11 protein-coding genes and 1 pseudogene are annotated in these 12,390 nt (G+C 61.9%); 6 read left to right on the forward strand and 6 right to left on the reverse strand.

The genetic code is table 11. The features are described 5' to 3' along the window. Positions 1 to 164 precede the first annotated feature (164 nt). The gene (locus CKW25_RS01140) at positions 165 to 617 is read right to left on the reverse strand and encodes a YMGG-like glycine zipper-containing protein (RefSeq protein WP_095077361.1); all 453 of its coding nucleotides are present in this window, start codon (positions 615 to 617) and stop codon (positions 165 to 167) included. Between the two features lie 195 nt (positions 618 to 812). Between CKW25_RS01140 and CKW25_RS01145 the strand changes: the two genes are divergently transcribed. Further along, positions 813 to 1,610 (forward strand): alpha/beta fold hydrolase, encoded by a 798-nt coding sequence (locus tag CKW25_RS01145; RefSeq protein ID WP_095077362.1) that lies wholly within the window; start codon positions 813 to 815, stop codon positions 1,608 to 1,610. Here the strand turns inward: CKW25_RS01145 and CKW25_RS01150 are convergent. Together CKW25_RS01150 and CKW25_RS01155 are read right to left on the reverse strand one after the other, a co-directional pair. After that, positions 1,607 to 1,936: a hypothetical protein gene (locus tag CKW25_RS01150; protein ID WP_095077194.1), complete on the reverse strand. Its 330-nt coding sequence runs from the start codon at positions 1,934 to 1,936 to the stop codon at positions 1,607 to 1,609. The two genes, CKW25_RS01145 and CKW25_RS01150, sit on opposite strands and share 4 nt — an antisense overlap. Positions 1,937 to 2,080: 144 nt before the next feature. Next, positions 2,081 to 2,392 (reverse strand): annotated as a pseudogene (locus CKW25_RS01155) (fatty acid--CoA ligase); the annotation flags it as partial. A gap of 314 nt (positions 2,393 to 2,706) precedes the next feature. On the opposite strand from CKW25_RS01155, the gene CKW25_RS01160 reads away from it, so the two are divergent. From CKW25_RS01160 to CKW25_RS01175, 4 genes are all read left to right on the forward strand, one after another. Further along, positions 2,707 to 4,209: a PLP-dependent aminotransferase family protein gene (locus tag CKW25_RS01160; protein WP_095077196.1), complete on the forward strand. Its 1,503-nt coding sequence runs from the start codon at positions 2,707 to 2,709 to the stop codon at positions 4,207 to 4,209. 107 nt (positions 4,210 to 4,316) lie between these two features. Beyond that, entirely contained in the window at positions 4,317 to 5,387 is a 1,071-nt protein-coding gene (locus CKW25_RS01165) for a sugar phosphate isomerase/epimerase (protein WP_095077197.1), read from the forward strand. A 51-nt stretch (positions 5,388 to 5,438) separates the two neighbouring features. Continuing rightward, entirely contained in the window at positions 5,439 to 6,704 is a 1,266-nt protein-coding gene (locus CKW25_RS01170; protein WP_095077198.1) for a nitrate/nitrite transporter, read from the forward strand. A 248-nt stretch (positions 6,705 to 6,952) separates the two neighbouring features. Further along, entirely contained in the window at positions 6,953 to 8,158 is a 1,206-nt protein-coding gene (locus CKW25_RS01175) for an MFS transporter (protein WP_095077199.1), read from the forward strand. Positions 8,159 to 8,217: 59 nt separating this feature from the next. Here the strand turns inward: CKW25_RS01175 and CKW25_RS01180 are convergent, their stop codons facing one another. Next, positions 8,218 to 9,018: a hypothetical protein gene (locus tag CKW25_RS01180; RefSeq protein WP_095077200.1), complete on the reverse strand. Its 801-nt coding sequence runs from the start codon at positions 9,016 to 9,018 to the stop codon at positions 8,218 to 8,220. A 141-nt stretch (positions 9,019 to 9,159) separates the two neighbouring features. Continuing rightward, positions 9,160 to 9,594 (reverse strand): MerR family transcriptional regulator, encoded by a 435-nt coding sequence (locus CKW25_RS01185; RefSeq protein WP_095077201.1) that lies wholly within the window; start codon positions 9,592 to 9,594, stop codon positions 9,160 to 9,162. 124 nt (positions 9,595 to 9,718) lie between these two features. On the opposite strand from CKW25_RS01185, the gene CKW25_RS01190 reads away from it, so the two are divergent. Continuing rightward, positions 9,719 to 10,954 carry an NADH:flavin oxidoreductase/NADH oxidase family protein gene (locus CKW25_RS01190; protein ID WP_095077202.1) on the forward strand — a complete coding sequence of 412 codons (1,236 nt, stop codon included), beginning with the start codon at positions 9,719 to 9,721 and terminating at the stop codon, positions 10,952 to 10,954. Positions 10,955 to 11,319: 365 nt separating this feature from the next. On the opposite strand, the gene CKW25_RS01195 is transcribed toward CKW25_RS01190, so the two are convergent. Continuing rightward, positions 11,320 to 12,177, reverse strand: a complete 858-nt coding sequence (locus tag CKW25_RS01195; RefSeq protein WP_256577003.1) for a LysR family transcriptional regulator — start codon at positions 12,175 to 12,177, stop codon at positions 11,320 to 11,322. Positions 12,178 to 12,390 lie beyond the last annotated feature (213 nt).

Here is a 12,390-nt window from a genome sequence, read left to right on the forward strand (position 1 = left end):
AAGCGGCCGCAGGGAATGGCGGGAAAAGAGGGCTGAGGATGTTACGCAATTGCCGGCCACCCGACCAGTTGCCAGGTCGTGGCAACCGGCGGGCGGCCCTGGGGTCCGGACGCTGGCGCAGCAGTCCAATCTGATTGCTCGGGCCGCTGGCCGGTCACCGGGTGTCAGGGCGTGACCTGATACCCCTTCCCTTGCAGGCAACTGGTATAGGCCGTCGAGCTGGTCGAGGTGCTGGTCTTTTCTTCCTCGCGGCGCTCCTGGCGCTGGCGCGAGCCTCCAACCACCACGCCCACCGCTGCGGTTTCCTTGGCACGATCCTGGCGATACTCCTGCTTGACGTCGTCGTCCACCCGATCGTAAGCCTCGTCACGCTGATTACCCCTGACCTGCGCCCCCGCCGCACCTGCCGCCGCGCCCACTGCGGCGCCCTTGAGCCTGCCGCCTGAAGTGGAGCTCGACGAAGAACTCTGGCTGGCCGCCACGTTATGGCACTCGTTGATGTCCAACTGGGTTTGTTCCGGGGTTTGCCCTTTGGTCGGCACCACCGATTCGGCCCATCCCTGGGTCCAGCAAACCGACAGCGCGACACATAGGCCAAGGGACGACAACCTGTTCATGATGACCTCCAAAACAGTGAGTGAGCGTGCAAAACCCCACGCCCGAGCGAACGACAGGGTCTTATCAGCAACGATGCCGAGCCCGGTGCGGTAGAAACAGTGTAGATCCCGCCGGTCGCCCTTCCCCGGCATCTGACGGACAACACCCCGGGGCGATCTATAGTTATGAGGGGTGAGCAACGGGATGTGATCAACATGAAACCTGTCGAACCCTTCTTCCGGGACACTGGCGCAGGCCCGGGGATCGTCTGCTTCCACGCCAACGCCAGTCACTCGGCACAATGGCGCGAGTTGCAGGATGACCTGGCGGCGAACTTCCGAGTGCTGGCCCTGGACTCATGGGGTGCAGGCAAGAGTCCTCCTTGGCCGACCGACCGGGTCGTCACCCTGAGTGACGAAGTGGCCCTCGCCGAACCCGTGCTGGCTACCGCGGGCGAGCCGCTGATCCTGATCGGCCATTCCTATGGCGCCGCCGTGGCGCTGGTGGCCGCGGCGCAGAACCCTGCCCGGGTGCGCGCCATGGTCCTGTACGAACCGACGCTGTTCGCCCTGCTCGATGCCGAGACACCACCGCCCAATGCCGCGGATGCCATTCGTGAGGTCGTGGCCAAGGCAAGGCTGTCCCTCGAGGCCGGCGACCTGGACAGCGCCGCGGAACGGTTCATTGACTATTGGATGGGCGCGGGGGCGTGGGAACAGATTCCGTCGCAACGCAAACCCGCCATCAGCGCCTCGGTGGTCAATCTGCCGGGCTGGGCCCACGCGCTACTGAACGAGCCGACACCGCTGCAGGTGTTCAGCGCCCTCGAGCTGCCGGTGCTCTATATGGTCGGAAAACACTCACCGGCGTCCTCGCGGGCCGTGGCACGGCTGTTGATCCGTGCACTGCCGAACGTCGAATGCGTGGAGTTCGAGGATCTGGGCCATATGGGCCCCATCACCCACCCGGGCCCGGTCAATACCGCGATCATGCAGTTCATCGAACGCCTTTAACGCTTGGCCAGCTCATGCTGGACGCATTGCTCGTAGTACGTCTGCTTGACGGCCGAAGGCTTGAGACGCGAAGTGCTGTTGTAGGTCTGCTCGGTGATCCCGAAGGCCGTCATACGCATCCACGGTTGCGGGAACTTGCGGGTCTGCAACTGCTTGCGGGTGCCATACAGCGACATGCCGGAAAGCTTCGACTCCTGGGCGCCGGCGGCGATTCCCGAGCCCCAGTTGCACACATAAAGCTCGTTTTTGCTCAGTTCCCTGGCGTGCGCCCCAAACGAGACCGCCGCCAGGGCGAACGTTGTCAGGGTCAATACAAAAGTCCGCATGGAGCAAACACCTAACCTGCTGAAAAGAAAGCAAGTTTGGCAACGAAGCGACGATCGGGGGGCCAGCAGTTTGCCTCATTTCGCAAAGACTTTCGCGCCGCCTGCCTGCCCTGGCGCACCTGCCCGACGGGCGAATGCCCGCCCCTACTGGCGGTCGCGCTTGCCAGCACCGGCTTGAGGGATCTGCGTGACAAACTTGAATTGCTTGGGGATCGCCCATGGGTTGATCCGGCCACGCTCGACAAACGCTTGCAGATGCGCCTCCAGGATCTTGCGGTCCAGGTACTGGCCTGGCTCGCACACCACCAGCGCCATGGGCCGCTCGCCCCATTGTCGGTCGGCAATGCCAACGACCGCGACCGAGCGGACGGCCGCATGCTGGTTGATCAGGCGCTCCAGGTCCTGGGGACGGATCCACTCCGTGCCGGCCTTGACCCTGTCCTTGATTCGATCCTTGCCCTGCCTCTCGGCGCTGGCGTTGATAGCACGACCCATTGTTATTGTTCTCCCCTGCGCACTGTTGGCGGGCTGCGTCGAATTGCGCAGGCTGGACTGTAGGTCCCGGGTCGCCGGGGTGCTTCTCATCAAACGACAATGGCTTGGCATTTCATGACAGGTGCGAAGCCTCGCTCAGTGGTCAAACGCTTGGGCACAGGGGCCCGCACTCCCTCTGCGGTGAGTGACTTCTGCGTTGCCGCTCGCTACCCTTGCAGTTCTCTGGGCTTGAAATCATTCCAGGCCAACCCCTATTCCATTCAGACGAGCATGTCATGAAATCCCCTGCCGGCTTGCTGCTGACGGGTATTGAGCTGGACCGTGCCAGCTCCATTCCCCTTTACCGTCAACTCTATTTGCAGATCCGCAAGCAGGTGCTGTCCGGACGGTTGCAAGGAGGCGTACGCCTGCCCTCTACCCGTACCTTGAGCAAAGAGCTGGCGCTGTCGCGGATCACCATTCTCAATGCCTTCGACCAGTTGATTGCCGAAGGCTTCCTGGCCTCGCGCACCGGGGCCGGGACGTATGTCGGCAACGAGTGGGAAAACCGTGGCATCGCCGACGATGACCGCCAGCGCCAACCGCCACGCCTGTCTGACCTGAGCCAGTCGATGCTGTCGCTGCGCAGCAGTCATTTTCGCGGGGTGTCCTATGCCGACTGGGACCCCGCGAGCCCCACCTCGTTCCTGCCCAGCCACAGCACGTACGACGCGTTCCCCCAGCATATCTGGAAGCGCCTGATGAGCCGCCACCTGCACAAGCCGACCAAGGCCATGCTCGGCTATGGCGAACTGCAGGGGTTGCTGGCCTTGCGCACGGCGATTGCCGAATACGTCTTCGATGCCCATGGCATCGACTGCAGTGCCGAGCAGGTGGTGATCGTTTCCGGCGCCCAACAGGCCTTCAACCTGCTGGGCATGCTCCTGCTCAACCCGCAGGACAGTGTGTGGATGGAGGATCCCGGGCATATTGCGGCGCGTATCGCGTTCCAGGCCCAGGGTGGCCAGGTGGTGCCCTTGCCCATCGACGACCAGGGCATCGATATCGAGCAAGGCCTGGCCCAGTGCCCCGACGCGCGCCTGGTGTTTACCACGCCCTCGCGCCAGCACCCGCTGGGAATCACCATGAGTTATGCGCGGCGCCAGGCGCTCATCGACTGGGCCGCGCACAACCAGAGCTGGATCATCGAGGACGACTGCGACAGTGAGTTTCGCTACAGCGGCCGCCCCCTCCCCGCGCTCTATGCCATGGATCAGTGGGCCCGGGTGATCTATGTCGGCACCTTCAGCAAAGTCCTGTTCCCCTCATTGCGGCTGGGCTACGTGGTCCTGCCACAGGCCTTGATCGAGCCGTTCTGCACCTTGCGGGCGGTCATGGATCGCAGCCCGCCCACCCTCCTGCAGGCAGTGACCGCCGACTTCATGGTCGAGGGTCACTTCCTGGGGCATATCCGCCGCATGCGCACGCTGTACCAGGCTCGCCAGCAAGCACTGGTCGAGCACCTGCAACAACGCCTGGGCAGTTTCCTGCGCATCACCCCGGTGGAAGCCGGCATGCACCTGATCGCCTGGCTGCCAGCGGAAACGGATGACGATGCCATCGCCAAGGAACTGGCCCGGCACAACATCCACACCTATGCCCTGAGCGACTATTGCCTGCAGCACAGGTTGCCACCGGCGCTATTGATCGGCTTCGCCGGCACGCCCGTGGACAAGGCCCAGGAGCGCGTCGAGGCACTGGCCCGGGCGCTGATCAGCATGGGCTACTTGCACCCGTGAACCGAGTGGTCTTATCAATTAACGAATAATGGATCTATCGAGAGTTCCCGACTGGCGCGATAAAGGCTGCGCCGGTAGACCCGGCGTCTGAACCAGGAACGACTCGAATGAACAATAAGATCCAAGAGCGATTCAATACCTTGCTCAGCCACAAGGCTGTCGAGGCCGGGGCCCCTCCCGTACTCACGCAGGCACTGGCCCGCCAACTGCTCGACCGACTCGCGCAACTGCGCCTGTTTGCCCATGCCTACCCGTTGCTGACCAACCTCACCCATGGTCGCGTCACCCCGGCCGACCTGCTGGACTTCGCCTATCGCCACGAACTGCAGGGCCTGAGCCTGCACCTGCTCGATGGCGAGGAAAACAGCCTGAGCCAGATGACACCCGCGCAGCTGCAAGCGTTCGCCGACAAGGCCAAGGCCCTGGGGCTGGATGTACACCTGGAAATCAGCAGCACCCTGAAAAAAGACGTCGATCAAGTGATCGCCATTGCCAGGGCCGTGGGCACCCGCAACATCCGCGTCTACTCACGCTATGAAGGGGCACTGTCCCGGGTCATGGACGTGATCGAGTCCGACCTGCACTACCTGGCGCAACAGGCCGACGAGCACGACCTGTTCTTCGACTTCGAACAGCACGAGGAACTCAAGAGCGACGAAATCGCCCAGCTGCTGAGCCGGCTCAACCACCCTCGCCTGCATGCCTTGTTCGACTTCGGCAACATGATCAATGCCTGCGAACAACCCCTGCAGGCCCTGCGCAACCTGGCCCCGCACATTCGCCAGACCCACCTCAAGGGTGTGCGCGTGGTTCCCGAGCAAAACGGCTTCGGCCATTACGGCGTGCTGCAGGGCAGTGACGAAGACGACCTGCCCAACGCCCGCATGCTGTTCGAACTGCTGATGCTCGGCGAAACAACGCCGCAAGTGATCGCGTTCATCCTTGAGCAGGAGAACCACTATGTCGCCCCGGCGTTCCGCCAGACCGGTGAGGCCGCCGACCCGTTCATTGCCTACCGGGAAATGAGTGAAACAGCACTGCCCGTAGGCTTCACACTGGAGCGAATGCTGGCCGATGAACACCGCTGGGCGAACAACCAGGTCGCCTATGTACGAAGCTTGCTGGCCGAATTCCGCACCCTGGCCCAGTTGACCCTGGACCACCACGCGAACGCCTGACCCTGACGTGACAACCGGCACTGCCGACTCAATGATGCCTGGAGAACAATAATGACAACTCGTGACAAGGCCAAATGGTTCAGATTCCTGATTCTCATCCTCGGTGGCGGCACCATCTACAAGCTGGCGAACCTCAAGGACGCCTTCTATGTGCCCATGCAGGAATTCATGGGGTTGACCCACACTGAAATCGGCCTGCTGCTCAGCGCCAATGCGATCATCGCCACCGCACTGTTTGTCGTCGGCGGCATGCTCGCGGACCGTTTCGACACGCGCAAGCTGATCCCCATCGGCCTGATCGGCACCGGCGGCCTGGGCCTCTACCTGGCGACCTTCCCGCCCTTCAGCAATCTGCTGATCGTGTTCAGCCTGCTGGCGATCTGTGCCGACTGCCTGTTCTGGCCTTCGTTGCTCAAGGCCATCCGCAACCTGGGCGACGACAAGGAACAAGGCCGCCTGTTCGGCCTGCTGGAAGGCGGGCGTGGCGTGGTTGATACCCTGGTCGCGTTTGCCGCCCTGGGTGTGTTCGTGGCCATGGGCTCCGGTGAAGCGGGCCTGAAATCGGCGATCCTGTTCTACTCGGTCATCGACATCCTGGCCGGTACACTGACCTGGTTCCTGCTCAAGGGCGGCACCACACAGTCGGCCGCCAAGCCGAAGAACAGCCTGGCGAACCTGCTCGAAGCCATCAAGGTACCCGGTATCTGGCTGGTCAGCCTCAACGTGTTCATGGTCTACATCGTCTACTGCGGCCTGACCTATTTCATTCCCTACCTCAAGGAAATGTACGGCCTGCCCGTGGCACTGGTCGGCGCCTACGGCATCATCAACCAGTACTTCCTGAAGATCCTGGGCGGGCCAGCCGGTGGTTTTATTGCCGACAAGCAATTCAAGAGCCCGAGCCGCTACCTGAAGTGGGCCTTCCTGGCGCTGTTGCCGGCCATGGCGTTGATCATGCTGATCCCGAAAAACCCGAGCTTCATCTACGCCGGCATGGCGGCCACCCTGTCCTTCGCGCTGATTGTGTTCTCCATGCGCGGTGTCTTCTGGGCGCCCATGGGTGAAGTCGGCATTCCCCAGCACATCACCGGCTCGGCCTTCGGCATCGGCTGCCTGGTCGGTTATGCGCCAGGCATGTTCGCCTATGTGATCTATGGCGCCATCCTCGACCACTTCCCGGGCGAGCTGGGTTACAACTATGTCTTCAGCCTGATGAGCGTGCTGGCCATTATCGGCTTCATGGTCTCGAGCCTGATGTACAGGGCTGTACGCAACAACGCCACGGCCACTGGCGGGGTCGCCGCCGCCCAGGCTTGAGTGCCTGTCACTTGATCGGGAAGAGGCGCTGGACCAGGCCTCTTCCTGGCAGGGACCGGTAGCGACCACTCGATAATCGCCCGGAAGAAAACAGGGACGCTCCCTGTTCATGAATTCAGCTCCAGACATCGGCTAAAAATCATCATGAATCAGCACGGTATTTCCCAGTAAGCTGGCTGCCACGCATCGATCAACGATGTGCGGCAGGCGAACGCCCTGGAAACCACCTGTTGAACGATGAGGCAAGGATGCTGACCACACTGAGAAACTACCCGAGAGCAGTCAATCTGCTGCTGTCGGCCCCCCTGATATTGACCCTGGCGCGGGGAATCACCCTGCCTTATCTGGTCATCTACCTTGCCGCCCGCTTCAGCTTGAGCATCGCCGACACCGGACTGGTCATTGGCAGCACACTGATCATCGGCTCGCTGCTGAGCCTCTACGGTGGCTTCCTGGTGGACCGGATGTCCAGCTACCGGTTGATTCTGGGCTGTTGCGCGGTGTTCACGCTGGGGTTTCTCGGCGCCTTCCTGGCGAGCGCTCTCTGGCTGTTCTACGTGTGCCTGGTGTTGATCAACCTGGCGTATGCGGTGATCGATATCGCGGTCAAGTCAGGCTTTGCCAGCCTGCTCCCCGTCTCCGAGCGCAGCGAGGTGTTCTCGATCAAATACACGCTGACCAATATCGGCTATGCCATCGGCCCGTTTATCGGGGCTGCCATGGCCAAGCTGGATATCAGCCTGCCATTCCTGTTGTCCGCCGGGCTCGGCACAGGGTTCTTCTGCCTCTATTTCGTCTGGGGCGACAGAGACCTGAGCAGCGCCGACGGGGCTCATCCATCCGCACCGTTCCTGGCCGTGGGGAAACTGCTGCTGCAGGACTATCGGTTAGTCTGCTTCACCCTCGGCGGGCTGCTCAGCGCCGTGGTCTTTGGCCAGTTCGCGGCTTACCTGTCGCAGTACCTGGTGGTCACGACGACGCCCGAGACCACTTACCGGATCATCAGTGCCGCGCTGGCGACCAATGCGCTGACGGTGATCGGCTTGCAGTACGCCATTGGCAGAAGGATTTCCCACCGGCACCTGAGTCGGTGGCTGGCAGCGGGGCTGAGCATGTTCATACTGGGGCTTGCGGGCTTTGCCCTGTCGACCACGGTGGTGCTCTGGGTGATTTCCATGGTCATTTTCACGATCGGCGAGATTATCGTGTTCCCGGCGGAATACATGTTCATCGACAAGATCGCCCCCGACCACCTGCGCGGCATGTATTACGGCGCGCAAAACCTGGCCAGCCTCGGCGCGGCACTGGGCCCGGTGCTGTGCGGAATCGTACTGGCGAGCCAGCCCCCCCACTACATCTTCTACATGCTCGCCCTGTTCATTGTTGCCGGGGGATTGTTCTACTGCCTGGGGGCTTCCAGCCTGAGTGATGCAAAGGCTCAGGAAGCTGATTGAGGATCGGTATCCGACGGTCTCACCTTGCGTGATTCATTTGGCGCGGATAACACTCACGCTCAGGGATTCGGTGCAGCGTTATTGCCCCGCGAGCCCTGCGCCACCGGACCTGGGTTCACGTCAATCAACTCGACCGGCACAGGTGTTTCATTGTAGACCGTTGGACGTGCTTCCTTGCCGCGTGCACCTTGACGCAAGCGATACTCAATGGCCAGTTTTTCCCCGTTCCAGTACATGCGAACAATGTCTGTCCGATTCATGTTCACCGCGATTGTAAAATTGGCGGGGAGAATAGAGGCTGCAGGAACCACTGTGATTTTGAGTTGCGGTTCAATCACCCTGGACGAAAGGTGTGGCGCGCAGTGGCGATTGTAAGCGAATGCCGTAAGCCCCCTCCTTTCGTTGGTCGTCTTCAGGACAACACTGTTCTCACAAGTAAAATCCTGGAAGTGTTTGACGAGGCCTAGTGCCAATGCCAGAAAAAACAACACCCATCCGGTTTTTCGCGAAACCACCTCGAATCGCGTGTACCGCCCTTCATTGTTTCGTGTGTCGTAATGATCGATGACGGCAGCCGCCAGGTTGGCCACCAGGCACAACAGCGCCCCATACATGATCCACGCAGGGTAGCCATACAAAACTATTGAGCCACGCTTCCCGGGAACCACAAAGTGGTCGGTGACCACACCAAAGGTTCCATAGGCCAACAAGACGACTGACAGCGTGACATTCCACAAGCGAACCTTGAACGGGACCGTATTCGGAACGTAAGCCGCTGCAGAGTAACTGTCGCTTCCGTTACTGGATGTGCGGGTTTGTTCCTTCGGGGGCGTCTGCCTTGGCTGTTTGTATGGGTCCATCGCTGACTCTCCGCACATGACGTTGAGCTAAAAGACGACAATTTTTGCACCCAAGGGAAATTTCAGACTCTTGAACTCGGGAGTTCGACATGCGAGTTCAGGATAGGCTATTTGCGGCGGGCTGCTCTGCGCCTGCGCGCCCTACCGTTCGGCCTCGTCCGCGCCCTTCCCTCCCGGCTGCCGCCACCCGGCCAGCATCCGCTGAGCATTCTCCTCGCAGCCCATGCCTTCGGGCTTGCCTTCGATGCCGGCGATTATCTCCAGCAGCCGCGCGCGGTTCTGTGCCAGGCGCTGTTGCATGGCGTCGATCTCGGTCACCTTGCGCTGCAGGCTTTCCAGCAGGCGGTCGTGGTTGTCGGTGCGCTGGGCTGGGTCAGGCATGAGGTTGCGCATCTCATCCAGGCTGAAGCCGGCCTGTTGACCACAGCCGATGATTTCCAGCGCGTGCAGCGTCTGCTCGGAATAGTCGCGATAACCATTACCCAGGCGCCGGGCACTGATCAGGCCACTGGCTTCGTAGAAGCGGATGCGTGAGGCGGCCAGGCCACTGCGCCGGGCGAGTTCGCCGATCTTCATTTAATTGGGGCTCCCCTATTGACCTTAAAGTTGACTTTAACCTTAGGCTTTATCGTATTAAAGCCCCGCCGCCGTCCGGCTATCCACGAGCCGACGCACGGCGCCCAACCTCCCGGAGAGCCCCATGTCCCCTTTCGAGCCCCTGCAGTTGCCCAATGGCGCCGTCATTCCCAACCGGATCGCCAAGGCGGCGATGGAGGAAAACCTCGCCAATCAGGACCAGACCCCATCGGACCCGTTGCTGCGCCTCTACCGGGCCTGGGCCGAGGGCGGCGCAGGGTTGCTGCTGACCGGCAACGTGATGGTAGACGCCCGCGCCATGACCGGTCCCGGCGGTGTTGTGTTGGAGGAAGGACAGCGGCTGGAGCGCTTCCGCGAATGGGCGCGCATCGGCCGCATGCAGGGGGCGCAGTTCTGGATGCAGATCAACCACCCCGGCCGGCAGATGCAGGCCAATCTCGGCCAGCCCACCGTGGCACCCTCTGCCGTGGCATTGGAGATGGGTGGATTGTCGAAGCTGTTCCCGGTGCCCAAGGCGCTCGACGAAACGCAGATCGCCGCGCTGATCCAGCGCTTCGCCCGCACCGCAGCCTTGGCCGAACAGGCCGGCTTCAGCGGGGTGCAGGTGCATGCCGCCCACGGCTACCTGCTGAGCCAATTCCTTTCGCCCCTGAGCAACCGCCGCGAGGACCGCTGGGGCGGCTCCCTGGAGAACCGCGCGCGCTTGCTGCTGGAGGTGATAAAGGCGGTGCGCGCCCAGGTGTCGCCGGGCTTCTGCGTGGCGGTGAAGTTGAATTCGGCGGACTTCCAGCGAGGCGGCTTCGAGCCGAGCGACGCACGCCAGGTGGTGCGCTGGCTCAACGAGCTTGCGGTGGACCTGGTAGAACTCTCCGGCGGCAGCTACGAGGCGCCGGCCATGCAGGGCGATGCCCGTGATGGCCGGACCCTGAAACGCGAAGCCTACTTCCTCGAGTTTGCCCAGGAGATTGCCGCCATCGCGCGCATGCCGGTCATGGTCACCGGTGGCATTCGCCGCCTGCCGGTGGTGGAACAGGTGCTGGCCGGCGGCGTGGCCATGGCCGGCATCGCCACCGCGCTGGCGGTCAACCCGGCACTGCCGGGCCTCTGGCAAGCGGGCCAGGTTCAGGCCAGCGCCGAACTGCCGCCGATCCGCTGGAAGCGCAAGGCCCTGGCCGCGTTGGCCTATATGGCCCTGGTGAAGTTCCAGATGCGCAATCTGGCACACGGCAACCCGCCGACCCCGAACGCCTCACCGCTGTGGGCATTGCTACAGGAACAGTGGGCGAGCCTGCACCGCACACGGCAGTATCGCCAACTGATGAGCCGCCGGACGGGCTGATACTTCGAGTGGGGCCCTGCGTTTCAGTGGCCCCCCTCCGCAGAGCTGACCAACAAAGGGGAACAGCATTACTCTTCTCCGATATCCACTGAGGGTCGATAGCAGCCAGTCGATACTGACCGCTATCGGCTGTGGATTCAGCCCTTCGCGACAGGCAGAACTCGGCCAATAGCGGCCAGTGGAAGAGCTGCGTCATGTCAGCAACGTTGTTTGATTCGGCGCCAATACTGATGAGCAGCTAGGGGTATCTAAGCCCGGGGCAGGTCCGTGCCGCGAACTAAGTCAAGTGTGCGGGTCATTATAAAAATTTGGGATGTGTGGTGTTCTCTGGAGCATGCCCGCTCCCACATAGAGCCACGGGAGTCCTAGGCGGGCGTGATATACGTGACCATCCACCGCAAAAACGCCTTCACCTTGGGCACTTCCCCCGCATGCTCGGCATGGGCGATGAAGTGTGCGCCGGCGCTGGGCATGGCGTAATCCCAGGGAATTACCAGGCTGCCCCGGGCCAGTTCGTCGCTCACCATGTACCGGGGCACCAGCGCCACGCCGTACCCCGACTGGGCGGCGCGAATGCACATGTAAAACGTGTCGAAACGTGGGCCGTGGTAGCTGTTTTGCGAATGCAGACCCTGTTCCAGAAACCATGCATGCCAGGCCTCAGGGCGGGAGGTGCATTGCAGCAAAGTGTGTTGGGAAGGGGCGATCTCGGTGCTGGCGACGAACCCCGGGGCGCAGACCGGCACCACATCTTCACTGAACAATTCAATGCAGGTCGCACCCGGCCAGGAGCCCTGGCCGTAGAAAAACGCGATATCGGCCTTGGCCTGCAATACGTCGAAAGGCTCCAGATCGGTGCGCACGTCCAGGTGAATGCGGGGGTGCAGCGCTGCGAAGTCCTTGAGCTTGGGCACCAGCCAGCGGTCGCCGAAGGTCGGCTGGGTGGCGATACGCAGGACTTCGGTTTCGCCGCCGTAGCTGAGGATGTAGCGGCTGGAGATGTCCACCTGATTGAGGATTTTGTGCACTTCGGTCAGGTACAAGGCGCCGGCCGGCGACAGGTGCAGGCGTTGGCGCACTCGCTCGAAGAGGTTGTGGCAGAGCATTTCCTCCAACTGCGCCACCTGCTTACTGACGGCGCTTTGGGTCAGGTGCAACTCTTGGGCGGCGCGGGTGAAACTGAGGTGGCGAGCGGCCGCTTCGAAGCACTGCAGGGCGGTCATCGACGGCGTTAAACGTTTTGAAAACACGAGGCCACCTAAAGGGGAACGGATGCGGCGCCAGGGGCAGTTCATTCCAAACCGGAAGGAGCGCTTGCCGAAAGGTTGGTTGTTGGACGGCTAAAAAACCACTAAAACTGACCGGTATCAAGGATTTCATCCACTATCGGGTGCGTGCAGGCGCGCGACATGTGCGTCGAATAACAAGAAACACTA

The organism is Pseudomonas sp. Irchel s3h17, assembly GCF_900187505.1.
GTDB lineage: Bacteria > Pseudomonadota > Gammaproteobacteria > Pseudomonadales > Pseudomonadaceae > Aquipseudomonas.

What these genes read in the sequence shown, in the direction of transcription:
- CKW25_RS01140 (WP_095077361.1), bottom strand. Translation starts at nt 617, where the DNA reads ATGAACAGGTTGTCGTCCCTTGGCCTATGTGTCGCGCTGTCGGTTTGC.
- CKW25_RS01145 (WP_095077362.1), top strand. Translation starts at nt 813, where the DNA reads ATGAAACCTGTCGAACCCTTCTTCCGGGACACTGGCGCAGGCCCGGGG.
- CKW25_RS01150 (WP_095077194.1), bottom strand. Translation starts at nt 1,936, where the DNA reads ATGCGGACTTTTGTATTGACCCTGACAACGTTCGCCCTGGCGGCGGTC.
- CKW25_RS01160 (WP_095077196.1), top strand. Translation starts at nt 2,707, where the DNA reads ATGAAATCCCCTGCCGGCTTGCTGCTGACGGGTATTGAGCTGGACCGT.
- CKW25_RS01165 (WP_095077197.1), top strand. Translation starts at nt 4,317, where the DNA reads ATGAACAATAAGATCCAAGAGCGATTCAATACCTTGCTCAGCCACAAG.
- CKW25_RS01170 (WP_095077198.1), top strand. Translation starts at nt 5,439, where the DNA reads ATGACAACTCGTGACAAGGCCAAATGGTTCAGATTCCTGATTCTCATC.
- CKW25_RS01175 (WP_095077199.1), top strand. Translation starts at nt 6,953, where the DNA reads ATGCTGACCACACTGAGAAACTACCCGAGAGCAGTCAATCTGCTGCTG.
- CKW25_RS01180 (WP_095077200.1), bottom strand. Translation starts at nt 9,018, where the DNA reads ATGGACCCATACAAACAGCCAAGGCAGACGCCCCCGAAGGAACAAACC.
- CKW25_RS01185 (WP_095077201.1), bottom strand. Translation starts at nt 9,594, where the DNA reads ATGAAGATCGGCGAACTCGCCCGGCGCAGTGGCCTGGCCGCCTCACGC.
- CKW25_RS01190 (WP_095077202.1), top strand. Translation starts at nt 9,719, where the DNA reads ATGTCCCCTTTCGAGCCCCTGCAGTTGCCCAATGGCGCCGTCATTCCC.
- CKW25_RS01195 (WP_256577003.1), bottom strand. Translation starts at nt 12,177, where the DNA reads ATGACCGCCCTGCAGTGCTTCGAAGCGGCCGCTCGCCACCTCAGTTTC.